Genomic DNA, 23,912 nt, shown 5'->3' with positions numbered 1-23,912 from the left:
TGTGGAAGGTGCCCTTCCTTCTGCTCGGGGCGGGCTTCTTAAGATCAGGATCATGCGGTTTGAGCTGGACCCTGAGCTGACGGACGTCGTACGTGAGCAGATCATCACGCTGTGGACCGACGCGTCGAACGCGGGCGGGTCGATCGGCTTCGTGGGGCAGGTGACCCGGGACGACGTCGCGCCGGTGGCCCAGGCGGCGTTCGACGGGATCGCGGCCGGTATCGACCGGCTGCTGGTCGGCTACGACGAGGACGGCGTCGTCGCGGCGATGCTGATCCTGGTCAGTCAGCGGTTCGCGCTGAGCGAGCACTGGCGCACGCTGGGCCGGGTCATGGTGCACCCGCGCCGCCAGGGCCGGGGCGAGGGCGCGGCGCTGATGCGCGAGGGCGAGCGGATCGGCCGCGAGATGGGGCTGGCGGGCCTGCACATCACGGTGCGCGGCGGCATGGGCCTGGAGCGCTTCTACGGGCCGCTGGGCTACCGGGAGGTCGGCCGGCTGCCGGGCGCGCTGCGGGTGGCCCCCGGCGACGACCGCGACGAGGTCCTCATGTGGCTCGACCTCAGCTGAGCTCAGCCCGGAACCGGTCCAGCACCTCGACCTCGTCGCCGACCACGATCTCACCGAACGTGTCGGGGATCAGATTGGAGCCGAACAGCAGCTGCTGGCCGACATTGCGGTGGCGGGCCAGGGTGCGCAGCGGTTCGCGGCCGCGTTCGCCGGTCTCCTGGTCGGTGGTGGTGACCACGCAGCGGCCGCACGGCTTGGCGACCCGGAACACGAGCGTGCCGATGCGCAGCCGCCGGCCCAGCCACTCGTCCTCGGCGAACGGCGGCGCGCCGTCGACCACGACGTTGGGCCGGAACCGGGCCATCGGCAGCGGGCCCTCGTCGGAGCCCGACTCGGCGATCCAGTCGTTGAGCCGGTCCAGCGAGGCGGTGCTGGCCAGCAGCAGCGGGAAGCCGTCGGCGAAGGAGACCCGGTCGGTGGGCACGGCGTAGTCGGGGTCGACCGGGCGGCGATTCGCCGGGTCGTCCATCCAGACCAGCCGCACGTCGCGGCCGAGTTCCTTGCTGAGCAGCGCGTCGGCGTCGGGGCCGGCCGCGGTGGCGGTCATGCTGATGCGCCCCCACAGCGTGGCGGTCACCAGCGGGTCGGGCGCGGGCTGGGCGACCAGCAGCGGCTCGCCGCCGGGGAAGGACAGTTCCAGACCGCTATCCACCGGCACGGCCCGCAGCAGGGCGAGCCGGGCGACATCACGCTGCGTGATCTGTGCCCCGTCCGGGTCGATGATCATCCAGCGGCGATCGCCGGCCAGACCCCAGGGCTCGACGGTCGCCCGCTGGTGATCGATCCGGCGGCAGCCCTTGATCGGGTACGTGTGCAGCGCGCTCACTCGCATGACGCGACGTTATCAGCGCGTCACGCGAACGGATGGTGCTCCGTGCACCCGGGCGGTCAGCGCCAGGCCGCGCCGATGCCGTCGCCCGGGTACCAGTGCTCCTTGGGCTGCTCGCGGAAGGCCAGGAAGCGGCGGCCGGTCTTCTCCGCGTGCTTGAGCAGCACGGTGGTGATGGTGACGTTGTCGGTGAGCAGCAGCGCCCGCTCGGACAGGTGCGGCTCGACGGCGTTGAACTCGCGCTGCTCGTGCCCGGCGCTGTGGTCGCTGTCGTGCAGGAACATGTCGACCGGGCGGTCCATGGCGTCGAGTGTCGCGATGGAGTCGCCGATGACCAGGTCCACCACGCCGGCCCAGGGCTCCGCCTTGGCCAGGTAGCCGGCCTCGGGGTTGATGTCCAGGGAGGTGACCCGGCCCGGGTGGCCTTCGGCGGCGTTGCGCAGCAGTGCCGCAGCCAGCACGCAGGTGCCCAGGCCCTTGTCCACGCCGGTCTCCACCACGTGCTGCGGCTTGCGCGCCCGGACCAGGGCATACCAGCCGACCCGGCGGGCGTAGCGGACCTGCTTGTCGGCCAGGCCCCGGCGGGCGGAACGGGCGGTGGTCTGCTCGATGTGCGTGCGCAGCGCCGTGTCGGACTCGATCTCGGCCATCCAGCCGCGCACGTCGGCGACGGGGGCCTCGGCGACGATGCTGACGAACCAGGCGAGGTGCTCGCGGTTCAGCGGCGTCAGGTCATAGGTGTAGTTGTGGTGCTCGCGGGAGGTCACCAGCCAGCGCGCGGACTGGCGGATCACCTTGGCGTCGTGCTTGGCGACCCTGGCCAGACGCTTGGGCAGGGCGGCCAGCGGGGCCAGCGCGGTGCGCGACACGGCCCGCCTGATCCGGGTCTTGCGGTCGGGCATGGGGCGCACCTTCCACCGGCGAACATGAATTCGTGTGCGAGTTCTATCATGTCCGGCCGCCCCGCGGACAGACCCGAGATTGTCGCTGAATGAAATTTTGCATACAGTGTCGCTGTGAATGTGGTGCCAACAACCGATGCGCCGACCGGGGCTGCGGCTGACGTGCGCTCGCTCGTGCAGGGTGCCCGGCTGACGCCCACCCAGCGGCGCATCGCCCGCGAAATCGTGCACCACGCCGACACCGTCGCCTTCCTGTCCGCCGCCGAGGTCGCCGAGCTGGCACAGGTCAGCCAGCCGTCGGTGACCCGCTTCGCGATGGCGCTGGGCTTCGACGGCTACCCGGCGCTGCGCCGTCGGCTGCGCGAGCTGACCGCGGGGCCGCGCACCGCCACCGCACCGAACGGCGACAACGACCTGCAGCGCGCCGTACGCGACGAGATGGCCAACCTGAACCGGCTGGCCGACCACCTCGCCGACCCGGCCGCCGTGCACGCCGCGGCGGGGCTGCTCGCCGCCAGCCGCCCGCTGCCCGTGGTCGGCCTGCGCGCCGCCGCCCCGCTCGCCGGCTACTTCGGCTACTTCGCCGCCAAGATCCACCCCGAGGTCCGGGTGCTGGACACCGGCGGCAGCCTGCTCGCCGAACGGCTCGAACAGGCCGCCGACTCCGGCGCGCGGGCCGTGCTGGCGTACGCGCTGCCGCGATACCCCCGGGAACTGCGCGACGCCCTCACCGAGGCCCGCGGCCTGGGCCTGAAGATCGTCGTGGTGACCGACTCCCCGGTCAGCCCGGCCACCGACCTCGCCGACGTGACGCTCACCGCCGCGGTCGGCTCCCAGCTCGTGTTCGACCTGCACACGGCCCCCATGGTGCTGACCATGGTGCTGCTGCAGGCCATCAGCGACGTCGACCCGGCGGCCACCCAGCGCCGGCTCGAACACTTCGAGAGCTCGGCCACCCGCCGCGGCGTCTTCACGGAATAGGGGAAACGATGGAGCAGATCATCCGTGCCGCTACCGGCACCACCCGCACCGCGCTGGGCTGGCCCCAGGAGGCGGCGATCCGGATGCTGTGCAACAACCTCGACCCGGACGTCGCCGAGCGCCCGCAGGACCTGGTGGTGTACGGCGGCACCGGCAAGGCGGCCCGTGACTGGCCCAGCTTCCACGCGCTGATCCGCACCCTGACCACGCTCAAGGACGACGAGACCATGCTGGTCCAGTCGGGCCGCCCGGTCGGCGTGTTCCGCACCCACGAGTGGGCCCCGCGCGTGCTGCTGGCCAACTCCAACCTGGTCGGCGACTGGGCCACCTGGCCCGAGTTCCGCCGCCTGGAGCAGCTCGGCCTGACCATGTACGGCCAGATGACCGCCGGCTCCTGGATCTACATCGGCACGCAGGGCATCCTGCAGGGCACCTACGAGACGTTCGCCGCCGTCGCGGCCAAGAAGTTCGACGGGACCCTGGCCGGGACGCTGACGCTGACCGGCGGCTGCGGCGGCATGGGCGGCGCGCAGCCGCTGGCCGTCACCATGAACGGCGGCGCGTGCCTGATCGTCGACGTCGACAAGACCCGCCTGGACCGCCGGGTGCAGACCCGCTACCTCGACGTGGTCGCCGACTCCCTCGACCACGGCATCGAGCTGGCCCTGGCCGCCAAGCGCGACCGGCAGCCGCTGTCGGTCGGCGTCGTCGGCAACGCCGCCACGATCTTCCCCGAGCTGCTGCGCCGCGGCGTCGCCATCGACATCGTGACCGACCAGACCAGCGCCCACGACCCGCTGTCGTACCTGCCCGAGGGCGTGTCGATGGAGCAGTGGCAGGCGTTCGCGGCCGACAAGCCGGAGGAGTTCACCGAGCGGGCCCGCGCGAGCATGGCCAAGCACGTCGAGGCCATGGTCGGCTTCCTGGACGCGGGCGCCGAGGTGTTCGACTACGGCAACTCGATCCGCGGCGAGGCCCAGCTCGGCGGGTACGACCGCGCGTTCGCGTTCCCGGGCTTCGTGCCCGCGTACATCCGGCCGCTGTTCGAGGAGGGCAAGGGACCCTTCCGGTGGGCTGCGCTGTCCGGCGACCCGGCCGACATCGCCGCCACCGACAAGGCCGTGCTCGACCTGTTCCCCGAGAACGAGTCGCTGTCGCGCTGGATCAAGATGGCGCAGGAGAAGGTCGCCTTCCAGGGCCTGCCCGCCCGCATCTGCTGGCTCGGCTACGGCGAGCGCGACAAGGCCGGTGTCCGGTTCAACGAGATGGTCGCCGACGGCACCCTGAAGGCCCCGATCGTCATCGGCCGCGACCACCTCGACTGCGGCAGCGTCGCGTCCCCGTACCGGGAGACCGAGGCGATGCTTGACGGCTCCGACGCGATCGCCGACTGGCCGCTGCTCAACGCCCTGGTCAACACCGCCTCCGGTGCCTCGTGGGTGTCCATCCACCACGGCGGCGGCGTCGGCATCGGCCGCTCCATCCACGCCGGTCAGGTCACCGTCGCCGACGGCACCGCCCTGGCCGCCCAGAAGATCGAGCGCGTCCTCACCAACGACCCCGGCATGGGCGTCATCCGCCACGTCGACGCGGGCTACGACTTCGCCGCCGAGGTCGCCACCGACCGCGGCGTCCGCATCCCGATGCGTGAGTCATGAGCGCTTTTGGGGAGTTGTGGGCGCAGCTGGCGCCGGTGGGGCGGGACGCGGACTCCGGCGGTTACCTGCGCTACGCGTTCGGGCCGGCCGAGATGACCATGCGGAGCTGGTTCGTCGAGCAGGCCAAGGCGCGTGACCTGCTGATCGAGGAGGACGGCAACGGCAACATCTTCGCGTGGTGGGGTGATCCCGCCGCGGGGGACGCCGTGCTGACCGGCTCGCATCTGGACTCGGTGCCACACGGCGGGGCGTACGACGGGCCGCTCGGTGTGGTCAGCGCCCTGCTCGCGGTCGACGAGCTGCGGGCCCGGGGTGTCACCCCGGCCCGCCCGATCGGCATCGCGGTCTTCGCGGAGGAGGAGGGCTCCCGGTTCGGGCTCGCCTGCCTCGGCTCGCGCCTGCTCGCGGGCCTGGTCGACCCGGCCGCCGCGGCGGCGCTGACCGACCGTGACGGTGTCACCCTCGGCACGGCCATGCGCGAGGCGCTCGGCTCCGGCCCGGCCGGGGCCCGGCCGGACCTGCTGGACCGGATCGGCTGCTACGTCGAACTGCACGTCGAGCAGGGGCGCGCCCTGGTGAACCTGGACCGCCCGGTCGCCGTGGCCAGCGCGATCTGGCCGCACGGCCGCTGGCGGCTGGACTTCACCGGCGAGGCCAACCACGCCGGCACCACGCTGATGGCCGACCGCCGCGACCCGATGCTGACCTTCGCGTCCACCGTACTGGCGGCGAACGACGAGGCCCGCCGCCTCGGCGCGCACGCCACGATCGGCCGCGTCCAGGTCTACCCGAACGCCACCAACGCCGTCCCCGGCAAGGTCAGCGCCTGGCTCGACGCCCGCGCCGACTCCCCCGACACGATGGAACAGGTCGTCGCCGGCGTACATCTGCACGCCCAACATCGAGCCCTGACCGACGGCACCAAGGTCACCCTGACCGCCGAGTCTGTCTCCCCCGAGACCGAGTTCCACACCGGCCTACGCGACCGCCTGGCAGAACTCCTCGACGACGCCCCGATCCTGCCCACCGGCGCCGGCCACGACGCAGGCGTCCTCAGCGCCTTCGTCCCGACCGCGATGCTCTTCGTCCGCAACCCGACCGGCATCTCCCACTCCCCTGCCGAACATGCCCCCGACGCCGACTGCGAATCCGGCATCCAAGCCCTCGCAGCCGTCCTCCAGGACCTCGCGTGCTGATCCACTGCCAGTACGCCTGGCTCCCCGACGGCGTCGCCCCCGACGTCGTTCTGGAGATCCGCGAAAACCGCCTGGCCCGCATCACCCGCCTCCAAGATCGTGACGATCTGGCGAGCGGAGCGGTGTATCGGAGTGGGTTGATGATGCCGGGATTCGCGAATGCGCACTCCCATGCGTTTCACCGGGCCTTGCGGGGGCGGACTCATGCCGACCGGGGGTCGTTCTGGACCTGGCGGGAGCAGATGTATCGGGTGGCGGCGGCGCTGGATCCGGACTCGTACTACCGGCTGGCGCGGGGCGTCTACGGGGAGATGGCGCTGGGCGGGATCACGTCGGTGGGCGAGTTCCACTACCTGCACCACGGGCCGGACGGGACGCCCTACGGCGACCCGAACGCGATGAGTCACGCGCTGATCGCGGCGGCGCAGGACGCGGGGCTGCGGATCACGCTGCTGGACACGCTCTACCTGACCGCGTCCGTGGACGGCAAGCCCCTGGAGGGGCCGCAACTGCGGTTCGGAGACAGGGACGCGCTGCGGTGGGCGGATCGGGTGGACGCGCTGCCCGACGCGCCTCATGTGGTGGTCGGGGCGGCGATCCACTCGGTTCGGGCGGTGCCGCTGACACAGATGGCGACCGTGGCGGCGTGGGCGGCGGGGCGGCCGCTGCACGCGCACGTGTCCGAGCAGCGGGCCGAGAACGAGGCCTGCCTGGCCGAGCACGGGCGTACGCCGACGGAGGTGCTGGCGGACTTCGGGGCGGTGCACGAGACGTTCACGGCGGTGCACGCCACCCATCTGACGCACCGGGACATGGCGCTGCTGTCGGACTCGTACGCGTGCTTCTGCCCCACGACGGAGCGCGATCTCGGCGACGGCATCGGCCCGGCGCGCACCCTGGCCGATGCGGGCACCCGGTTGACCTTGGGCAGCGACAGCCACGCGGTCATAGACTTCTTCGAGGAGTCACGGGCCCTGGAGCTGCACGAACGTCTCGCCACCGAGCAGCGCGGCCACTTCACCGCGGCCGAGCTGAGGGCCGCGGCGACGGCGACCGGGCACACCAGCCTGGGCTGGCCCGACGCCGGGCGGATCGAGGTCGGGGCGCGTGCCGACCTGGTGACCGTGGCCCTGGACAGCCCGCGCACCGCGGGGATCGACCCCGAAGGCGTGCTGTTCGCGGCGAGCGCCGCCGACGTCACCCACGTCATGGCCGACGGTCGCGAGATCGTCCGGGACGGGCGGCACGTCGCCGTCGACGTGGCCCGCGAGCTGCAGGAGGCGATCACGTGTCTCTTCTGATCACCAACATCGGCGAGCTGACCACGAACGATCCCGAGCTGGGCCTGCTGCGGGACGCGGCGATGGTGGTCGGCGAGCGGGTCGAGTGGGTCGGCCCGGCCTCGGCCGCGCCCGCCGCCGACGAGCGCCTCGACGTACGCGGCGCGGCGGTGCTGCCCGGCTTCGTGGACAGCCACAGCCACCTGGTGTTCGCCGGGGACCGCGCGCCGGAGTTCGCGGCGCGCATGGCCGGGGAGCCGTACACCGGCGGCGGCATCCGCACGACCGTCGCCGCGACCCGCGCCGCCACCGACGACGAGCTGCGCGCCAACGTGGCCCGGCTGGTCGGCGAGGCGCTGCGGCAGGGCACCACCACCATCGAGATCAAGAGTGGGTACGGCCTCAGCACTCCCGAGGAGGCGCGCTCGGTTCGCATCGCTCGCGAGTTCACCGACGAGGTCACCTTCCTCGGGGCGCACGTGAAACCCGCCGACTCCGCCGACGGCTACGTGGACCTGGTCACCGGCCCGATGCTGGACGCCTGCGCGCCGTACGCGGGCTGGGTCGACGTGTTCTGCGAACGCGGCGCGTTCGACGTCGAGGAGTCGCGCCGGGTGCTCAAGGCGGGCATCGCCGCCGGGCTGCGCCCCCGCATCCACGCCAACCAGCTCACCATGGGCGGTGGCGTGCAGCTCGCCGTCGAACTCGACTGCGCCAGCGCCGACCACTGCACCCACCTGTCCGACGCCGACGTCGACGCCCTGGCTCACTCGAACACCGTCGCGACGCTGCTCCCGGGCGCGGAGTTCTCGACGCGCTCGCCGTATCCCGACGCGCGCCGCCTGCTCGCCGCCGGAGTCACCGTCGCGCTGGCCTCGGACTGCAACCCCGGCTCCTCGTACACCTCATCCATGCCCTTCTGCATCGCCCTCGCGGTGCGGGACATGTTCATGACCCCCACCGAGGCCGTCTGGTCCGCGACCGCAGGCGGCGCCCGCGCCCTGCGCCGCCCCGACCTGGGCCACCTCGGTATCGGCGCGTCCGCGGACCTGATCGTCCTCGACGCCCCCTCTCACCTGCACCTGGCCTACCGGCCCGGCGTGCCGCTGATCCGCTCCGTAGCAAGGAAGGGCACCCTCCAATCGCTTTGCGTAGAGGAAGGGCACCTTCTTAACGCCTCGGGGCCGCACCATCCGGAATCTCCGCACAAGGGAGTGCTCTCATGACCGTCATCGTCGAACCCACCGGCATAGCCCCCGGCGACGTCGCCGCGGTGGCCCGCGCCGACGCGCAGGTGTCCCTCAGCGACGCCGCCATCGCCGCGATGCAGGCCAGCCGCGCCATCGTCGATGACATCGAGCGCGACGGCCGCCCCGTGTACGGCGTCTCCACCGGCTTCGGCGCGCTCGCCAACACGTTCATCGCCCCCGAGCGCCGGGCCGAGCTGCAGCACGCGCTGATCCGCTCGCACGCCGCCGGCGTCGGCGCGCCCATGCCGCGCGAGGTCGTGCGGGCCATGATGCTGCTGCGGGTGCGCTCGCTGGCGCTGGGCCACTCCGGCGTACGCCCCCTCGTCGCCCAGTCCCTCGTCGACCTGCTCAACCACGACATCACCCCGTGGGTGCCCGAGCACGGCTCGCTCGGCGCGTCCGGCGACCTGGCCCCGCTCGCCCACTGCGCGCTGGTGCTGATGGGCGAGGGCTGGGTGCTCGGCAAGGACGGCGCCCGGGTGGCCGCCGAGGACGCCCTGCACGCCGCCGGGCTCACCGGGATCTCCCTGTCCGCCAAGGAGGGCCTGGCGCTGATCAACGGCACCGACGGCATGCTCGCCATGCTGCTGCTGGCCTGCGACGACCTGGGCCACCTGTGCACCGTCGCCGACGTGACCGCGGCCCTGTCCATCGAGGCCATGCTCGGCACCGACCGGCCGTTCCACCCGTCGATCCACGAGATCCGCCCGCACCCGGGCCAGGGCGCGAGCGCCGCCAACATGTACAAGCTGCTCCAGCAGTCCTCGATCATGGACAGCCACCGGGACGACCTGGAGCACGCGGTGCAGGACGCGTACTCGATGCGCTGCGCCCCGCAGGTCGCCGGCGCTGCCCGGGACACCCTGGACTTCGCCCGCACCGTCGCCGCCCGGGAGCTGGTCAGCCTCGCCGACAACCCCGTGGTGCTGCCCGACGGCCGGGTCGAGTCGACGGGCAACTTCCACGGCGCGCCGCTCGGCTTCGCCGCGGACTTCCTCGCCATCGCCGCCGCCGAGATCGGCTCGATCAGCGAGCGCCGCGTCGACCGGCTGCTGGACATGACCCGCTCGCGGGACCTGCCGCCGTTCCTCAGCCCCGACGCCGGGGTCAACTCCGGCCTGATGATCGCGCAGTACACCGCCGCGGGCATCGTCGCCGAGAACCGGCGGCTGGCCTCGCCCGCCAGCGTGGACACCATCCCGACCTCGGGCATGCAGGAGGACCACGTCAGCATGGGCTGGGCCGCGGCGAAGAAGCTGCGGGTCGTCCTGGACAACCTGACCAGCCTGCTCGCGGTGGAACTGCTGGCTGCGGTACGCGGCCTCCAGCTGCGCGCCCCGCTGACCCCGTCCCCTGCCGGCCGGATCGCCATCGAGCAGCTCACCCCGCTCATCGGCACCCCCGGCCCCGACGTCTTCATGGCCCCGATCCTGGAACAGGTCCGCGCCGCCGTCTCCGGCCCCGACCTCCTCACCGCCATCGAGGCCGAAGTCGGCCCACTCGCCTGACCCCCACCCCGCCGCCCGGCCATCCGGGCGGCGGGGTCAGGAGAGGTGTTCGGGGCGGACGCCGCGGCCGACCAGGCGGGCCGGGATGGCCTGTAGGGCGGGGAAGCGCTGGAAGAGTTTCAGCACGGCGGGGGCCTTGATCGGGGCGTCGGCGCGGAGCACGGCGCCGACCAGGCGGCTCTGCGCCGCCCGCTGGGCGCGCTGGGTAACCCGGGTCGGGAACATCCGGCGCTTGCGGACCAGGTCCAGGTCTTCGGTACGCAGCCGGCCTGTCTTCAGCTTCGGTCCGAGCAGCCGGGCCGCCGCGACCGCGTCCTGCACCGCGAGATTCACCCCGACCCCGCCCACGGGGCTCATCGCATGGGCCGCGTCGCCGATGCACAGCGCGCCGGGCACGTGCCACTTCTCCAGCCGATCGACCTGCACGGTGAGCAGGTGCAACTGGTCCCACGAGCGGATCTCGCCGACCCGCTGCGCGACCATCGGCGCGAGCCCGGCCACCCGGTGCCGGAAGCCGTCCAGCCCTTCGGCCTGCAGCCGCGCGTAGCCGCCCTTCGGGATGACGTACCCGCACTGGTAGTAGTCGTGCCGGTCGATCATGATGAGGATCGCACCCGGCCCGACCCGCCCGAGCAGCCCTTCCGGATCCCCGGGCTCCCGCGACATCCGGAACCACAGCACGTCCATCGGCGCGCCGAAGTCCACCGGCACCAGCCCCAGCTTGTCCCGGATCACCGAGGCACGGCCGTCGCAGGCCACCGTCAGCTCCGCGTGCACCCGCACCGTGACCCCGTCCGGGCCGACCGCGGCGACACCGGTGACCCGCCCGGTCGAGTCCCGCAGCACGTCCACCGCCTCGGTCGAGCGCAGCAGCGTGAACCCGGGCAGCTTCGCGGCCTCGGCGGCGAGCAGGTCCAGGAAGTCCCATTGCGGCAGGATCAGCAGGTAGTTGTGCGGCTTCGGCAGCCGGGTGAAGTCGCCGACCCGGTACGTGCCGTCGTCGAACGACACGGCCACCCCCGGCTCACGCCGCCCCGGCAGCGCGGCGATCGCGTCGCCGAGCCCCAACTCGTCCAGCACGTCCAACGTGGACGGATGAATCGTGTCCCCCCGGAAGTCCCGGAAGAAGTCAGCATGCTTCTCCAGCAGCACGACCTCGATCCCCTGCCGCGCCAGCAGGAACGCCAGCATCAACCCCGCCGGCCCACTCCCCACCACGCAGACCCGTGCCCTGAACTCCCGCTCCGCCACGCCCCGCTCCTCATGATCGCGACGATCTTGCACGAACTGTTGGGGATATGCCCGTTACGAGTGTGTCGTACCCACAGCCCACGCAAGATCGTCGCCCCGAGGGGCGGGGCTAGGAGAGGTTTTTGGCGATGACGGCGGCTAGGGCGCGGAAGGCTTTGCCGCGGTGGCTGATGGCGTCCTTTTCGGCGGGCTCCAGCTCGGCGTTGGTGCGGGTGTTGCCGTCGGCGACGAAGATGGGGTCGTAGCCGAAGCCGCCCTCGCCGCGGGGGGCGCGCAGGAGGCGGCCCGCCATCTTGCCGCTGACCAGGTGTTCGCGGCCGTTCGGGGAGGAGCCGCCGCCGGGTAGCACCAGGGCGGCCGCGCAGACGAACGCCGCGCCGCGGTGCTCGTCGGGCACGTCGCCGATCTGCGCCAGCACCAGTTCCAGGTTGGCCCGGTCGTCGCCGTGCTTGCCGGACCAGCGGGCGCTGAACACCCCGGGCATGCCGCTGAGCGCGTCCACGGCCAGGCCCGAGTCGTCGGCGACCGTCGGCAGGCCGGTGTGCTTGACGCCCTCGCGCGCCTTCAGCAGCGCGTTCTCCGCGAAGGTCAGCCCGGTCTCGGGGACCTCGACGTACGGCGGGACGTCGTCGAGCCCGACCAGCTCGACCTTCAGCAGCTCCGGTGAGCCGGCCAGGATGCGGCGCAGCTCGTCGAGCTTCTTCACGTTGCGCGTGGCGAGCAGGAGCTTCACCGGCGGAACACCTCCAACAGGCCGGCCGCGTCCAGCGTGGGCAGGCCCAGCGTCTGGCGCTGCAGCGTGGTCAGCGTCTCGCAGCCGGCCACGCCCAGGTCGAGCAGGGCGTTGAGCTGCTTGCGGTCGAAGACGCCGTCCTCGCCCGTGCCCTGCACCTCGACGAAGTCGCCGGTGCCGGTGCAGACCACGTTCATGTCGACGACAGCCGTCACGTCCTCTTCGTAGCACAGGTCCAGCCGCGGCTCGCCGCCGATGATGCCGACGCTGACCGCCGCGACCGAGCGGTGCAGCGTGGTCTCCACGGTCTGCTTGCGGGTCAGCATGTTCTTGGCGGCCAGCCAGCTCACCGCGTCGTGCAGAGCCACGTACGAGCCGGTGATCGCGGCGGTGCGGGTGCCGCCGTCGGCCTGCAGCACGTCGCAGTCGATGACGATGGAGTTCTCGCCCAGCGCCTTGAGGTTGATGCAGGCCCGCAGGGCGCGGCCGATCAGGCGGGAGATCTCGTGGGTACGCCCGCCGACCTTGCCCTTGACGCTCTCCCGGTCGGACCGGGTCGTCGTGGCGCGCGGCAGCATCGCGTACTCGGCGGTGACCCAGCCCTGGCCGGTGCCCTTGCGCCAGCGCGGCACGCCCTCCGTGACGCTCGCGGTGCACAGCACCCGCGTGTTGCCGAACTCCACCAGCACGGAGCCCTCGGGATGCATGCTCCAGTTCCGCGTCAACGTGACCGGTCGAAGCTGGTCGGGCGCACGCCCGTCAGGTCTCGTCATGCGCCCACCCTATGGGGTCAAACTTCGTACCGGGCACCGGGGCGGACGATCTCGACGGGTCCGGCGAACGTGGCGGCGGCGTTGTTCAGCGTCTCCGCCTCCGAGCCCCACGCGGTCACCAGATGCGTCAGCAGCAGCCGGCGCACCCCCGCCTTGGTGGCGATCTCGCCCGCCTCGCCGCCGGTCAGGTGCAGATCCGGCGGGTTGTCGACGCCGTCGAGATAACTCGCCTCGCACAGGAACAGGTCGGCGCCCTGGGCCAGCCGCAGCAGCGCGTCGCAGCCCGCGGTGTCGCCCGAGTACGCCAGCACCCGTCCCTCGTGCTCCAGGCGCACCCCGTACGTCTCCACGGGGTGGTTCACCCGGTCCACGCTGACCTGGAACGGTCCGATCGGGAAGCTGCCCGGCTGCAGCGCGTAGAACGTGTAGACGTCGTCGAGCGGGCCCTCGTCCAGGCTGTACGCGGTCGCGATGCGCTCCGGCGCGCCCGCCGGCGCGTACACCGGGATCGGCGGGTACGGCCCGTCCGGCGCGTACCGGCGCACCACCACGTACGAGCAGGCGTCCAGCATGTGGTCGCAGTGCAGGTGGCTGAGCAGGATCGCGTCGACCGACTTCAGGCTCGCGTAGCGCTGCAGCGCCGACAGCGAGCCGGTCCCGAAGTCGAGCAGCAGCCGGAACCCGTCCGCCTCCACCAGGTACGCCGAGCAGGCCGACTCGGGCCCCGGAAAGCTGCCCGCGCAGCCCAGAACAGTAAGCCTCATGCCGAATCTCCGCTCCGCGCAGATTCGGCATGAGACCTGAGGGCACAGTGCCTCATGATTCGCTCGCTTCGCTCGCTCATGCCCGCGCTCCCGCAGGGTCCAGCGCGGATCCGAGGAACCGCTTCGCCAGCCGGTCGAAGATCTCCTGGTCGCCGGTGCACAACAACTCGTGCGCAGGAGCCGGGGCGTCGTCCGGGCGCACCAGGTCGCGCTCCACGAGGACACGATAGACGTCGCGTGCCGTCTCGTCCGCGCTCGACACCAGGGTCACCTGATCCCCCATCACGAGGCTGATCACACCGGTGAGCAGCGGATAGTGCGTGCAACCCAGCACCAGCGTGTCCACCTGGGCCCGCTGTAGCGGCTCCAGGTAGGCGCTGGCCAGACCGAGCAGCGCCCGGCCGGACGTCACTCCCCGCTCCACCAGCCCGACGAACTGCGGGCAGGCCGCAGCGGTCACCGCGAGGTGCGGTGCTGCGGCGAACGAGTCCTGATACGCCCCTGAGTTGATCGTAGCCGTGGTGCCGATGACTCCGACCTTGCCGTTGCGCGTGGCGGCGACGGCACGTCGCACCGCGGGGCGGATGACCTCCACCACAGGCACCCGGTAACGCTCGCGAGCGTCGTGCAGGCAGGCGGCGGAGGCGGTGTTGCACGCGATGACCAGCATCTTCGCGCCGCGCTCGACGAGGCTGTCCAGACAGGCGAGGGCATACGAGCGCACGTCGGCGATGGGTTTGGGCCCGTACGGCACGTGTGCCGTGTCGGCCATGTAGACGACCCGTTCATGAGGCAACTGGTCGAGGATGGCCCGGGCGACCGTCAGCCCCCCGACCCCCGAGTCGAAGATGCCGATCGGCGCGTCCGTCACGCTGCGCAGCCTACTTGGCCAACCCCCCTTCCGGGGAACGGTCCGTTCCGAGATGTCGCGAACGTGACACGGTAATCAGCCTGCCGTTACGCACGGTCGCCGGAAACCGTTGCACTCAGTGCACGGCCCGATCAACGGGCAGGTCAGGCAGAGGATTGGCGAGCACAGTGCGTACTGAGTCGAACTCCGAGCGCGACGCCGACGGCGTCCTCGCCACCGCGAACCCGGCCGGCACCGCCGGCAACCCTGCAGGCACGGCCAGTGACGAGCACACCGGGATGCCGTCGGCCCGCACCGCGCCCGACGACCAGGACGGCACTCGCGCCCCCGGCCGGGTGCGCGCCGCCGTGACGTCGCGGTTCCGGCTGCCCGGCGAGGACGACCCGGCCCCGCGTACCGGCCGCCTGCTCGGCCTGTGCGCCTGGGCCGCGGCGCTGGGCTTCCTCGGGCTGATCCCCGGCGGCCGCCTGGCCGTCGCGCTGGCCATGAACCTCGACGTGCCCACCTGGTACGCCCCCACCGCCCTCACCATCGGCGTGCTCGGCGTCGCCGCGATCGCCGCCGGCTTCGCCGCGATCCACCGCTACCGCCTCCCCCTCATCCTCTTCACCATCTCCACCTTCCTCCTCCTGACCAACATCACCCTCGCCTACACCACCCGCTAGCCCCCCCAGCCCCGCCCGCCGCGTTGATCATGAACTTATGGCACGGCTCGACGGCACGCCATGAACACAACTTCATGATCACCCTCTCGCGCGGGCGCGAAGCACACCGGCCACCCTCCGATCCGCGCCACCAGGCCCACAACCGAAAGAGCCCGACCGGTCGCCGGTCGGGCTCTTCGATCATGAAGTTGTGTCACCGACACGCCGCCGACCCGTGCCATAAGTTCATGATCAACGCGGCGAGGCGGCGGGGGTCAGGCCCAGAGTTGGCCCTCGAGGGCGGTTTCGGCGTCGTTGAGGGTGCCGGTGTAGGCGCCGGTGGAGAGGTATTTCCAGCCGGCGTCGGCGACCAGGAAGGCCACGTCCGCGCCCCGGCCGTTCTTGGCGGCGTCGTGGGCGACGGCGAGGGCGGCGTGCGCGACGGCGCCGGTGGAGAAGCCGACGAACAGGCCTTCGACCTCGACGAGCTGGCGGGTGCGCAGCACGGCGTCCCGGGTGCCGACGGAGAAGCGCCGGGTCAGCACCGAGGCGTCGTACAGCTCGGGCACGTAGCCCTCGTCGATGTTGCGCAGGCCGTACACCAGCTCGCCGTAGCGGGGCTCCGCCGCGATGATCTGGATGTCGGGGTTCTTCTCCCGCAGGTAGCGGCCGGTGCCCATGAGCGTGCCGGTGGTGCCCAGGCCGGCCACGAAGTGGGTCAGCGTGGGCAGGTCGCGCAGCAGCTCGGGGCCGGTCGTCTCGTAGTGGGCGCGGGCGTTGGCCTCGTTGCCGTACTGGTACAGCATGATCCAGTCGGGGTGCTCGGCCGCGATCTGCTTGGCGGTCGCCACCGCCTGGTTCGAGCCGCCCGCCGCCGGCGAGAAGATGATCTCCGCGCCGTACATGCGCAGCAGCTGGATGCGCTCGGTGGAGACGTTCTCGGGCATCACGCAGACCAGCCGGTAGCCCCGCAGCTTGGCGACCATGGCCAGCGAGATGCCGGTGTTGCCGCTGGTCGGCTCCAGGATCGTCGCGCCGGGGCGCAGCCGCCCGTCGGCCTCGGCGGCGCGCACCATGTACATGGCGGCCCGGTCCTTGACGCTGCCGGTCGGGTTGCGGTCCTCCAGCTTGGCCCACAGCCGCACCGGCGGCGCGCCCTCGGGCACGGCCGGGCTCAACCGGGGCAGCCCGATCAGCGGCGTATCCCCGCAGACGTCGAGCAGTGAGTCAAAACGTGCCATGATCAGCTCCGTTCGCGCGAGCCGCCTGCCACGACCTCACACATACCCGCCGGACGGACGACGCCGGTGGATCGTCCGGCAGGTCCGCCGGGACGGCGGACCTGCGAGAACGAGCCACCGGCGCGTATGCCCACGGTGTGCGCGAGATCGTCGCGGCGGGAAAGGTCAGCGGCCGAGGACGGCGGCCGCGGCGGCGAGGCCGAACGCGCCACCGGCGACGGCCGGCAGGATGGTGACCGTGTCGCCGTCACTGATCTTGGCGTCGAGCGAGCCGAGGAAGCGCACGTCCTCGTCGTTGACGTAGATGTTCACGAAGCGGTGCAGGCCGCCCTCGGGCGTGATCAGCCGGCCGCGCAGGCCCGGGTACGCGCCGTCGAGGTTGGTGAGCAGCTCGGCGAGGTTGTCCCCGGCGCTGGAGACGGCCTTGGCACCGCCGGTGTAGGAGCGCAGGATCGTGGGGATGCGAACGTCGATGGCCATGGCAGAGAACTCCTGTAAGAAGAAATAGTCGTATGGGCGGTCGGTCGGGACTGGCGTCGGGTCAGCTCAGTGCTGACACTCGTAGTCCACCGCCGCCGGGCTCTGCCCGAACATGAACGACTGCACGGCGTGCGGGTCGCCGCTCTCCTCGTAGCTCCGCATGACGTCCATACTCTCACCAACGAGCTGGACCGGCTCTTCGGACACCTGCCCGTCCACGATGCGGAACGAGCGGATCTCCGCCGTCCGCTCATCGCGGGTCGAGACGAGAAGGTAGTGGGCGTTCGGTTCGCCCGCGTAGGAGATGTCGGTCCGCGAGGGGTACGGCTCCGTCGCCGTGTGCGAGTGGTAGATCACCACCGGCTCCTCGTCGAGGTCGTCCATCTCCCGCCACACGCGCAGCTGCTCCGTCGAGTCGAAGCGGTAGAACGTGGTCGAACGCTCGGCGTTCTCCATCGGGATGTGCCGCTGTGGAGCGTCCGAACCCACGGGACCGGCCACCACGCCGCAGGCCTCGTCCGGGTGGTCCCGGCGGGCGTGGGCGACGATCGCCTCGATGATCTCCCTGTGGATGGTCAGCACGGCGACCAGCCTACCGATCCCGGGCCGCCGTGTGACAGCCCTGTGATCCGCGCCATGACAGGAAGCGTCACCTCCGGAACTCGGCTCCGATGATCGCCTCCAGGAGGGATTCCTGGAGGTAGCCGAGGTACGAGTACACGCTGAGCTGGAACACCCGGGCCGAGCCGGCGTCCTGCTCCAGCGCCTCCTCCAGCTCGTACTCCACCACCGTGTCGTCGGTCAGCTCCAGCCGGATGCCGAGCGCGAGCCGCGCGTCGTTGATCGCGCGCAGCCACGCCTCGGCGGACTCCGGGTCGAGGCGCACCTCGCCCTTGCCGGCCTCGGGAAGCCCGGCCAGCACCGCGCCGGCCTGGTCGATCTTGGCGGTCTTCAGGTCGCCCTCGGTGAAGCGCCGGAACTCGGCGGAGTTCTTCACGTCCTCGGGGTACACGTCGGGAAAGAGCCGCTCGACCACGGGGTCCTCGCGATCGAAGCCGTCGGTCAGCAGACCGACGACCTCTTCGGCGACCTTGCGCAGTACTCGTACCTCGTCCTCGCGAAAGTCCGCCACGCATTCCGCGCCGACTCTGCGGAAGATCGTCATGCGCGCTCGCTCACTGTCTGTCGACCGTGGCCCACAGGCCGTACGTATGCAGCCTGCTGGCGTCGTGCTCCATGCGCTCGCGGGCGCCCGCCGACACGACGGCACGGCCCTTCTGGTGCACGTCGAGCATCAGCAGTTCGGCCTTGTCCCTGCTGTAACCGAAGAGCTGCTGGAAAACCCAGGTCACGTAGCTCATCAGGTTCACCGGATCGTTGTGCACGATGGTGACCCAGGGTCGGGCGAATTCCGACGCTTCGTCTATGTCCGGTTTATCAACCGGAACTGTCTGTGGGGCGGCGGTCACGTCCCCCATCCTACGAGTTGATTCGGGCAACACACAGGCACGCGGAAGTGCCGTCCTGCGGAGCGCTTCCCGATCTTGCGGGAAGCGCCCGCGGCCAGGCCACACGCCACAGCTCACGGGGGACACCGGCACAAGATCGGGCGAGGCCATAGGGTGTGAGGATGTTTGCCGGTGCGCCGAGTCTGCTGACGGACCACTACGAGCTGACCATGATCAGCGCAGCGCTGCGCGACGGCACGGCGCATCGCCGCAGCGTCTTCGAGGTGTTCGCGCGACGCCTGCCGGTGGGCCGGCGCTACGGCGTGGTCGCCGGCACCGGCCGCCTGCTGGAGCTGCTCGCCGCGTTCAGATTTCACCCGGACGAGGTCGCTTTCCTGCGGGACCGGGGCGTCGTCGACGAGCAGACCGCGGCCTGGCTGGCCGACTACCGCTTCCAGGGCGACCTCGACGGGTACGCCGAGGGCGAGCTGTTCTTCCCCGGCTCCCCGATCATGACGGTGAGCGGCACGTTCGCCGAGTGCGTGGTGCTGGAGACGCTGATCCTGTCGGTGCTCAACCACGACTGCGCGATCGCCGCGGCCGCGGCCCGCATGGTCACCGCGGCCCGGGGCCGCCCGCTGATCGAGATGGGCTCGCGCCGGGCGCACGAGGAGGCCGCGGTGGCCTCCGCCCGCGCCGCCTACCTGGCCGGCTTCGCGTCGACGTCGAACCTGGCCGCGGGACTGCGCTACGGCATCCCGACCGCGGGCACCGCCGCGCACGCCTTCACCCTGCTGCACGACGACGAGAAGGCCGCCTTCACCTCGCAGGTCGCGGCGCTCGGCGAGCAGACCACGCTGCTGGTCGACACGTACGACATCAGCCAGGGCATCCGCAACGCGATCGCGGTGGCCGGGCCCGGCCTGCGGGCGGTGCGCATCGACTCCGGCGACCTGTCGGTGCTGGCCGCGCAGTCGCGGGCGCTGCTCGACGAGCTGGGCGCGCCGGACGTGAAGATCGTCGTCAGCGGCGACCTCGACGAGTACGCCATCGCCGCCCTGGCCGCCGAGCCGGTCGACGTGTACGGCGCGGGCACGGCGGTGGTGGTCGGCTCGGGCGCGCCGACCGCGGGCCTGGTCTACAAGCTGGTCGAAGTGGACGGCCGCCCGGTGGTCAAGCGGTCCGAGAACAAGGCGACGATCGGCGGGCGCAAGACGGCGTACCGCCGGCACAAGCCGACCGGCACCGCGGTCGAGGAGATCGTGCTGGCACAGCAGGCCACGCCCCCGGCACAGCCCGGCGACCGGCTGCTGCAGCGCCCGTTCGTCCGCGGCGGCGAACTCGTCGCGGACCTGCCGACCCTGGCCGACAGCCGGGCCCACCTGCGCGACTGTCTGATCACGATCCCGTGGGAGGGCCTGAAGCTGTCGGCCGGCGACCCCGCGGTGCACGTGACCGTGACCACCACCGGCCCGCGAGCATGAGCCCGGTCACCTGATCGTTGCGGGACGGCTCCGACCGGAGCAGCATGGGCAGCGGTGGAGAGGCACCACCGTTGACTGTCCGGGGAGGCGGCCATGGCCCGCGCACTGATCATCGTGGACGTGCAGAACGACTTCTGCGAGGGCGGCTCGCTGCCGGTGACGGGCGGCGCGGCGGTGGCGGCCGGAGTCTCGGCGCACCTGGCCGCGGACGCGGGCGCGTCGCCGCGCCGCTGGGACCACATCGTGGCGACCAAGGACCACCACCAGGACCCGGGCGGCCACTTCGGCAACCCGCCGGACTACTCCAGCAGCTGGCCGGTGCACTGCGTCGCGGACACCGTCGGCGAGCAGTTCCACCCCGCGCTGGACACCGAGCGCATCGAGGCGATCTTCCTCAAGGGCGAGTACGCCGCGGCCTACTCGGGGTTCGAGGGGCAGAGCAACGGCGTCGGGCTGACCGCGTGGCTGCGCGAGCGCGACGTGACCGAGGTGGACGTCGTGGGCATCGCCACCGACCACTGTGTACGGGCGACCGCGCTGGACGCGGCCCGCGAGGGCTTCGCGACCACGGTGCTGCTCGACCTGACCGCGGGCGTCGCCCCGGAATCGACGGAAGTCGCGCTGACCGAGCTTCGCGAGTCCGGTGTGGAGATCACCAACGCGGCCTGAAACCGCAGCTCAGTAGCCCTTAAGGGATGTTTTAGGTAAACGCTCTTCCATTTTAAGGAAAGTTAACTTAATGTTTGGCCGCATCGGGGGGATAGGTGTCAATCATTAAGGGAGAGCCATGCTCAGAACACGGGCCCGCCTGATAGCCGCCACCGCAGCCATGGTCGTCGCCGGTTCCATCGGGGCCGTCACCATGGCGAACGCGGCAGGCACCGTCACCGCCTCCTACACCCAGACCTCCAACTGGGGCAGCGGCGCCGAGGGCAAGTACACCATCACCAACGGCACCGGCGCGGCGGCCACGTGGACCCTCGTGTTCACGCTGCCCTCGGGCACGACCGTCAGCTCCTTCTGGGACGCCAACCTGACCGGCACGGGCCAGACCCGCACCGCGACCGGCACCTGGAACGCCACCATCCCGGCCGGCGGCTCCGCCTCGTTCGGCTTCGTGACGGCGGGCTCCGGCCAGCCGACCGCGTGCACCGTCAACGGCGCGAACTGCGCCACCGGCGCCAGCCCGTCGGTCGTGCCGACCACGCCCGGCACCAGCCCCAGCAGCTCCCCGTCGGCCCGGCCCAGCACCTCGCCGAGCTCGTCGCCGAGCGCCCCGCCGAGCCCGTCGAGCAGCCCGACCAACCCGACCCCGGGCAAGAAGGTCATCGGCTACTTCACCAACTGGGCGCAGTACGGCCGCAACTTCCACGTGAAGAACCTGGTCAGCAACGGTTCGGCCGCGAAGCTGACGCACATCAACTACGCGTTCGGCAACGTGACCGGCGGCCAGTGCGTGATCGGTGACTCGTACACCGACTACGACCGGGCCTACTCGGCGGCCGAGTCCGTCGACGGCGTCGCCGACACCTGGGACGCCGGCGCGCTGCGCGGCAACTTCAACCAGCTGCGCAAGCTCAAGAAGGCGTACCCGAACATCAAGATCGTGTGGTCGTTCGGCGGCTGGACCTGGTCCGGTGGCTTCGGCGCGGCCGCGGCCAACCCGACCGCGTTCGCGAACTCCTGCTACAACCTGGTCGAGGACCCGCGCTGGGCCGACGTGTTCGACGGCATCGACATCGACTGGGAGTACCCGAACGCCTGCGGCCTGTCCTGCGACAGCAGCGGACCGCTCGCGTACCGCAACCTGATGCAGGCGCTGCGCAACCGCTTCGGCACCGGCAACCTGGTCACCTCGGCGATCACCGCCGACGGCAGCACCGGCGGCAAGCTCGACGCCACCGACTACGGCGCGGCCGCGCAGTACGTCGACTGGTACCTGCCGATGTCGTACGACTTCTTCGGCGCCTTCGCCGCGCAGGGCCCGACCGCCCCGCACTCGCCGCTGACCTGCTACGCGGGCATCCCACAGCAGGGCTTCTGCACCGAGGCGGCCATCGCCAAGCTGAAGAGCAAGGGCGTTCCGGCCAGCAAGCTGCTCATCGGCATCGGCTTCTACGGCCGCGGCTGGACCGGCGTCACCCAGTCCGCCCCCGGCGGCTCGGCGACCGGCGCGGCCCCCGGCACCTACGAGGCGGGCATCGAGGACTACCACGTGCTCAAGACCAAGTGCCCGGCCAACGGCACCGTCGGCGGCACCGCCTACTGCTTCAGCGGCGGCCAGTGGTGGAGCTACGACACCCCGGCGACGATCGCCGGCAAGATGACGTGGGCCAAGAACCAGAGCCTGGCCGGCGCCTTCTTCTGGGACACGTTCGGCGACACCGCCAACGGTGAGCTGATCACCGCGATCAAGAACGGCCTCGCCTGATCCAGCGAGACCAGCGGCCCGTCGGAACCTCGGGGTTCCGGCGGGCCGCCGCCGTTCGCGGTGACGGAGATAACCCCATGCGCGGCCGTTAATCACTGACGCGGTGTCGGGGGCCTCAGGCAGGATGGGCGCGGAGGTAAAGACCAAAGTGACCATCGAGCCTTACCGCAAAATCCTCGGACTCCCCGGCGTACGCGCACTGATGCTGGTGGGGCTGGTGGCTCGTGTCCCGGTCATCGCGGCCGGCATCGTCCTGACCCTGCACGTGGTCAACACGATGCACCTCGGCTACGCCCAGGCCGGTCTCGTCGGCACCGCCTCCACCCTCGGCTCCGCGATCGGCTCCCCGCTCGCCGGGCGGCTGCTCGACCGGCACGGCCTGCGCCCCGTGCTGATCGTCACCACCGCCGCCCAGGCGCTGTTCTGGAGCATCGCGCCCCAGCTCGACTACCACACCCTGTTGGTCGGCGCGCTGGTCGCGGGCGTGCTCGGCCTGCCCGTGTTCAGCCTCGTCCGGCAGTGCATCGCCGCGCTCATCCCCGCCGACCAGCGCCGCCCCGGCTTCGCCCTGGACTCCATGGCCGTCGAGCTGTCCTACATGCTCGCCCCGGCCGCCGCCGTCGCCGCGGTGACCGCCTTCGGCAGCCGCCCCACCATGTACGCCGTCGGCATCGGCGTGGTCGGCGCAGGCCTGGCCCTGATCGCCCTCAACCCGCCGACCCGTTCCGCGGCCGAGCAGGCCGCCCCCGAGGCCGCGGTGCCGCGCCGGCAGTGGCTGCGCCCGCGCCTGTTCGCGCTGCTGTCGATCACCGCGGTGCTGACGTTCGTGCTCACCGCCACCGACCTGACGCTGATCGCCTCGCTCAAGGGCAGCGGCCAGGAGACCTGGATCGGCCTGGTCATCGCCGTCTGGTGCGGGTACTCCCTGATCGGCGGCTTCGTCTACGGCGCGCTGCACCGCAGCATCTCGCCGCTGCTGCTGGCGGGCCTCATGAGCGCGCTGACCATCCCGCTCGGCCTGGTCGGCGGCGGCTGGTGGTGGCTGCTGCTGGCGCTGATCCCGGCCGGGGTGCTGTGCGCGCCGTCGCTGTCGGCCACCATCGACACAATGAGCCAGTGGGTGCCCGCCGGAGCCCGGGGCGAGGCGATGGGCCTGCACGGCACCGCGCTGACGATCGGCGTCGCCGCGGGCGCGCCGTTCGCCGGCACCATCATCGACGCGTACGGCCCCGCCTGGGCCTTCGCCGCCACCGGCAGCGCCGGCCTGCTCCTGGCCCTCATCGCCCTCCCCTTCTGGCGCCTGGCCGGGGCGGGCTCCCGCCCTGCCGAACCCGTGCCGGCGACCCCGGCCGTCGACTGGGACGGCGCACTCATCGCCGACGCGGCCATCGTCGGCGCGGGCTCCACCATCCCCACCGCGGACCCCGCCACCGACCCCACCCGCACCCCCGCCGCCCATCGCTGACCACCAGCCGCCCTCCCCGGCGGAGGGCACCCGCGCCCCGCGCGAAGCAAAGTCACCCGCGCTCCATGCGAAGGAAGGGCACCTTCACATCGCTATCGGTCAATGCCGGGAAGTTAAGCCCGGGTAGGGAGTTTCGGCTGGTTGATCTGCACCGT

At 71.6% G+C, this 23,912-nt stretch carries 24 protein-coding genes; 12 read left to right on the top strand and 12 right to left on the bottom strand.

The genetic code is table 11. The annotated features are described in order from the left end of the window. Positions 1-52 precede the first annotated feature (52 nt). Positions 53-568, top strand: coding sequence for a GNAT family N-acetyltransferase (locus ACFQO7_RS30100; protein ID WP_376809541.1), 516 nt, complete (start codon positions 53-55; stop codon positions 566-568). On the opposite strand, the gene ACFQO7_RS30095 is transcribed toward ACFQO7_RS30100, so the two are convergent. After that, positions 561-1,400, bottom strand: a complete 840-nt coding sequence (locus ACFQO7_RS30095) for an MOSC domain-containing protein (protein WP_376809540.1) — start codon at positions 1,398-1,400, stop codon at positions 561-563. The two genes, ACFQO7_RS30100 and ACFQO7_RS30095, sit on opposite strands and share 8 nt — an antisense overlap. A 56-nt stretch (positions 1,401-1,456) precedes the next feature. Beyond that, on the bottom strand, positions 1,457-2,299 hold the full coding sequence (locus ACFQO7_RS30090; RefSeq protein ID WP_376809539.1) for a class I SAM-dependent methyltransferase: 843 nt from the start codon (positions 2,297-2,299) through the stop codon (positions 1,457-1,459). A 123-nt stretch (positions 2,300-2,422) separates the two neighbouring features. Here ACFQO7_RS30090 and ACFQO7_RS30085 point away from each other — a divergent pair, with 123 nt between their 5' ends. The 6 genes from ACFQO7_RS30085 to hutH are packed head-to-tail and all read left to right on the top strand — an operon-like array spanning position 2,423 to position 10,172. Beyond that, a complete protein-coding gene (locus ACFQO7_RS30085) occupies positions 2,423-3,280 on the top strand; it encodes a MurR/RpiR family transcriptional regulator (protein ID WP_376809579.1) in 858 nt (285 codons plus the stop codon). An 8-nt stretch (positions 3,281-3,288) separates the two neighbouring features. Next, positions 3,289-4,938 (top strand): urocanate hydratase, encoded by a 1,650-nt coding sequence (gene hutU / locus ACFQO7_RS30080; RefSeq protein ID WP_376809538.1) that lies wholly within the window; start codon positions 3,289-3,291, stop codon positions 4,936-4,938. Then, complete coding sequence (locus ACFQO7_RS30075) at positions 4,935-6,134, top strand: allantoate amidohydrolase (protein WP_376809537.1); 1,200 nt, start codon at positions 4,935-4,937, stop codon at positions 6,132-6,134. The genes hutU and ACFQO7_RS30075 overlap by 4 nt, the downstream gene beginning before the upstream one ends. Further along, positions 6,134-7,435: a formimidoylglutamate deiminase gene (locus ACFQO7_RS30070; protein WP_376809578.1), complete on the top strand. Its 1,302-nt coding sequence runs from the start codon at positions 6,134-6,136 to the stop codon at positions 7,433-7,435. The genes ACFQO7_RS30075 and ACFQO7_RS30070 overlap by 1 nt, the downstream gene beginning before the upstream one ends. Next, on the top strand, positions 7,423-8,640 hold the full coding sequence (hutI, locus tag ACFQO7_RS30065) for an imidazolonepropionase (RefSeq protein WP_376809536.1): 1,218 nt from the start codon (positions 7,423-7,425) through the stop codon (positions 8,638-8,640). The genes ACFQO7_RS30070 and hutI overlap by 13 nt, the downstream gene beginning before the upstream one ends. Beyond that, on the top strand, positions 8,637-10,172 hold the full coding sequence (gene hutH, locus ACFQO7_RS30060; protein WP_376809535.1) for a histidine ammonia-lyase: 1,536 nt from the start codon (positions 8,637-8,639) through the stop codon (positions 10,170-10,172). The genes hutI and hutH overlap by 4 nt, the downstream gene beginning before the upstream one ends. A gap of 36 nt (positions 10,173-10,208) precedes the next feature. Here the strand turns inward: hutH and ACFQO7_RS30055 are convergent, their stop codons facing one another. The 5 genes from ACFQO7_RS30055 to murI all read right to left on the bottom strand — a co-directional run bounded on the left by ACFQO7_RS30055 (position 10,209) and on the right by murI (position 14,564). After that, complete coding sequence (locus ACFQO7_RS30055) at positions 10,209-11,423, bottom strand: FAD-dependent oxidoreductase (protein ID WP_376809534.1); 1,215 nt, start codon at positions 11,421-11,423, stop codon at positions 10,209-10,211. Between the two features lie 109 nt (positions 11,424-11,532). Then, complete coding sequence (rdgB, locus tag ACFQO7_RS30050; RefSeq protein ID WP_376809533.1) at positions 11,533-12,156, bottom strand: RdgB/HAM1 family non-canonical purine NTP pyrophosphatase; 624 nt, start codon at positions 12,154-12,156, stop codon at positions 11,533-11,535. Beyond that, on the bottom strand, positions 12,153-12,929 hold the full coding sequence (rph, locus tag ACFQO7_RS30045; protein ID WP_361039931.1) for a ribonuclease PH: 777 nt from the start codon (positions 12,927-12,929) through the stop codon (positions 12,153-12,155). The genes rdgB and rph overlap by 4 nt, the downstream gene beginning before the upstream one ends. Before the next feature lie 17 nt (positions 12,930-12,946). Continuing rightward, positions 12,947-13,693, bottom strand: a complete 747-nt coding sequence (locus ACFQO7_RS30040; protein WP_203695014.1) for an MBL fold metallo-hydrolase — start codon at positions 13,691-13,693, stop codon at positions 12,947-12,949. A gap of 76 nt (positions 13,694-13,769) precedes the next feature. After that, positions 13,770-14,564 (bottom strand): glutamate racemase, encoded by a 795-nt coding sequence (gene murI, locus ACFQO7_RS30035; protein WP_376809532.1) that lies wholly within the window; start codon positions 14,562-14,564, stop codon positions 13,770-13,772. A gap of 167 nt (positions 14,565-14,731) precedes the next feature. On the opposite strand from murI, the gene ACFQO7_RS30030 reads away from it, so the two are divergent. Continuing rightward, entirely contained in the window at positions 14,732-15,229 is a 498-nt protein-coding gene (locus ACFQO7_RS30030) for a hypothetical protein (RefSeq protein WP_376809531.1), read from the top strand. Positions 15,230-15,483: 254 nt separating this feature from the next. On the opposite strand, the gene ACFQO7_RS30025 is transcribed toward ACFQO7_RS30030, so the two are convergent. The 5 genes from ACFQO7_RS30025 to clpS form a co-directional block, all read right to left on the bottom strand. After that, on the bottom strand, positions 15,484-16,449 hold the full coding sequence (locus ACFQO7_RS30025; protein WP_361039937.1) for a PLP-dependent cysteine synthase family protein: 966 nt from the start codon (positions 16,447-16,449) through the stop codon (positions 15,484-15,486). 165 nt (positions 16,450-16,614) lie between these two features. Continuing rightward, the gene (locus tag ACFQO7_RS30020) at positions 16,615-16,929 is read right to left on the bottom strand and encodes a MoaD/ThiS family protein (RefSeq protein ID WP_376809530.1); all 315 of its coding nucleotides are present in this window, start codon (positions 16,927-16,929) and stop codon (positions 16,615-16,617) included. 66 nt (positions 16,930-16,995) lie between these two features. Beyond that, positions 16,996-17,511, bottom strand: a complete 516-nt coding sequence (locus ACFQO7_RS30015) for a M67 family metallopeptidase (RefSeq protein WP_376809529.1) — start codon at positions 17,509-17,511, stop codon at positions 16,996-16,998. A 67-nt stretch (positions 17,512-17,578) separates the two neighbouring features. After that, positions 17,579-18,094, bottom strand: coding sequence for a DUF2017 domain-containing protein (locus ACFQO7_RS30010; protein ID WP_361039946.1), 516 nt, complete (start codon positions 18,092-18,094; stop codon positions 17,579-17,581). Between the two features lie 10 nt (positions 18,095-18,104). Further along, positions 18,105-18,407 (bottom strand): ATP-dependent Clp protease adapter ClpS, encoded by a 303-nt coding sequence (clpS, locus tag ACFQO7_RS30005; protein ID WP_120316753.1) that lies wholly within the window; start codon positions 18,405-18,407, stop codon positions 18,105-18,107. A 152-nt stretch (positions 18,408-18,559) separates the two neighbouring features. Between clpS and ACFQO7_RS30000 the strand changes: the two genes are divergently transcribed. The 4 genes from ACFQO7_RS30000 (at position 18,560) to ACFQO7_RS29985 (ending at position 23,757) form a co-directional block, all read left to right on the top strand. Next, positions 18,560-19,861 (top strand): nicotinate phosphoribosyltransferase, encoded by a 1,302-nt coding sequence (locus tag ACFQO7_RS30000; protein ID WP_376809528.1) that lies wholly within the window; start codon positions 18,560-18,562, stop codon positions 19,859-19,861. A gap of 93 nt (positions 19,862-19,954) precedes the next feature. Beyond that, a complete protein-coding gene (locus ACFQO7_RS29995; RefSeq protein WP_360522414.1) occupies positions 19,955-20,530 on the top strand; it encodes an isochorismatase family protein in 576 nt (191 codons plus the stop codon). Positions 20,531-20,648: 118 nt separating this feature from the next. Then, positions 20,649-22,292, top strand: coding sequence for a glycosyl hydrolase family 18 protein (locus tag ACFQO7_RS29990; protein WP_376809527.1), 1,644 nt, complete (start codon positions 20,649-20,651; stop codon positions 22,290-22,292). 124 nt (positions 22,293-22,416) lie between these two features. Further along, positions 22,417-23,757: an MFS transporter gene (locus ACFQO7_RS29985; RefSeq protein ID WP_376809526.1), complete on the top strand. Its 1,341-nt coding sequence runs from the start codon at positions 22,417-22,419 to the stop codon at positions 23,755-23,757. Positions 23,758-23,912: the final 155 nt, after the last annotated feature.

This window comes from Catellatospora aurea (assembly GCF_042663325.1).
Lineage (GTDB): Bacteria > Actinomycetota > Actinomycetes > Mycobacteriales > Micromonosporaceae > Catellatospora > Catellatospora aurea.
The sequence above is the reverse complement of the archived record's forward strand: the minus strand, read 5'-3'. Positions and strand labels throughout refer to the sequence as shown.

Bases quoted from the DNA above. Each gene is read 5' to 3' on its own strand.
- ACFQO7_RS30100 (WP_376809541.1), top strand. From the start codon at position 53: ATGCGGTTTGAGCTGGACCCTGAGCTGACGGACGTCGTACGTGAGCAG.
- ACFQO7_RS30095 (WP_376809540.1), bottom strand. From the start codon at position 1,400: ATGCGAGTGAGCGCGCTGCACACGTACCCGATCAAGGGCTGCCGCCGG.
- ACFQO7_RS30090 (WP_376809539.1), bottom strand. From the start codon at position 2,299: ATGCCCGACCGCAAGACCCGGATCAGGCGGGCCGTGTCGCGCACCGCG.
- hutU (WP_376809538.1), top strand. From the start codon at position 3,289: ATGGAGCAGATCATCCGTGCCGCTACCGGCACCACCCGCACCGCGCTG.
- ACFQO7_RS30075 (WP_376809537.1), top strand. From the start codon at position 4,935: ATGAGCGCTTTTGGGGAGTTGTGGGCGCAGCTGGCGCCGGTGGGGCGG.
- hutH (WP_376809535.1), top strand. From the start codon at position 8,637: ATGACCGTCATCGTCGAACCCACCGGCATAGCCCCCGGCGACGTCGCC.
- rph (WP_361039931.1), bottom strand. From the start codon at position 12,929: ATGACGAGACCTGACGGGCGTGCGCCCGACCAGCTTCGACCGGTCACG.
- ACFQO7_RS30040 (WP_203695014.1), bottom strand. From the start codon at position 13,693: ATGAGGCTTACTGTTCTGGGCTGCGCGGGCAGCTTTCCGGGGCCCGAG.
- ACFQO7_RS30025 (WP_361039937.1), bottom strand. From the start codon at position 16,449: ATGGCACGTTTTGACTCACTGCTCGACGTCTGCGGGGATACGCCGCTG.
- ACFQO7_RS30020 (WP_376809530.1), bottom strand. From the start codon at position 16,929: ATGGCCATCGACGTTCGCATCCCCACGATCCTGCGCTCCTACACCGGC.
- ACFQO7_RS30010 (WP_361039946.1), bottom strand. From the start codon at position 18,094: ATGACGATCTTCCGCAGAGTCGGCGCGGAATGCGTGGCGGACTTTCGC.
- clpS (WP_120316753.1), bottom strand. From the start codon at position 18,407: ATGGGGGACGTGACCGCCGCCCCACAGACAGTTCCGGTTGATAAACCG.
- ACFQO7_RS30000 (WP_376809528.1), top strand. From the start codon at position 18,560: ATGTTTGCCGGTGCGCCGAGTCTGCTGACGGACCACTACGAGCTGACC.
- ACFQO7_RS29995 (WP_360522414.1), top strand. From the start codon at position 19,955: ATGGCCCGCGCACTGATCATCGTGGACGTGCAGAACGACTTCTGCGAG.
- ACFQO7_RS29990 (WP_376809527.1), top strand. From the start codon at position 20,649: ATGCTCAGAACACGGGCCCGCCTGATAGCCGCCACCGCAGCCATGGTC.
- ACFQO7_RS29985 (WP_376809526.1), top strand. From the start codon at position 22,417: ATGGGCGCGGAGGTAAAGACCAAAGTGACCATCGAGCCTTACCGCAAA.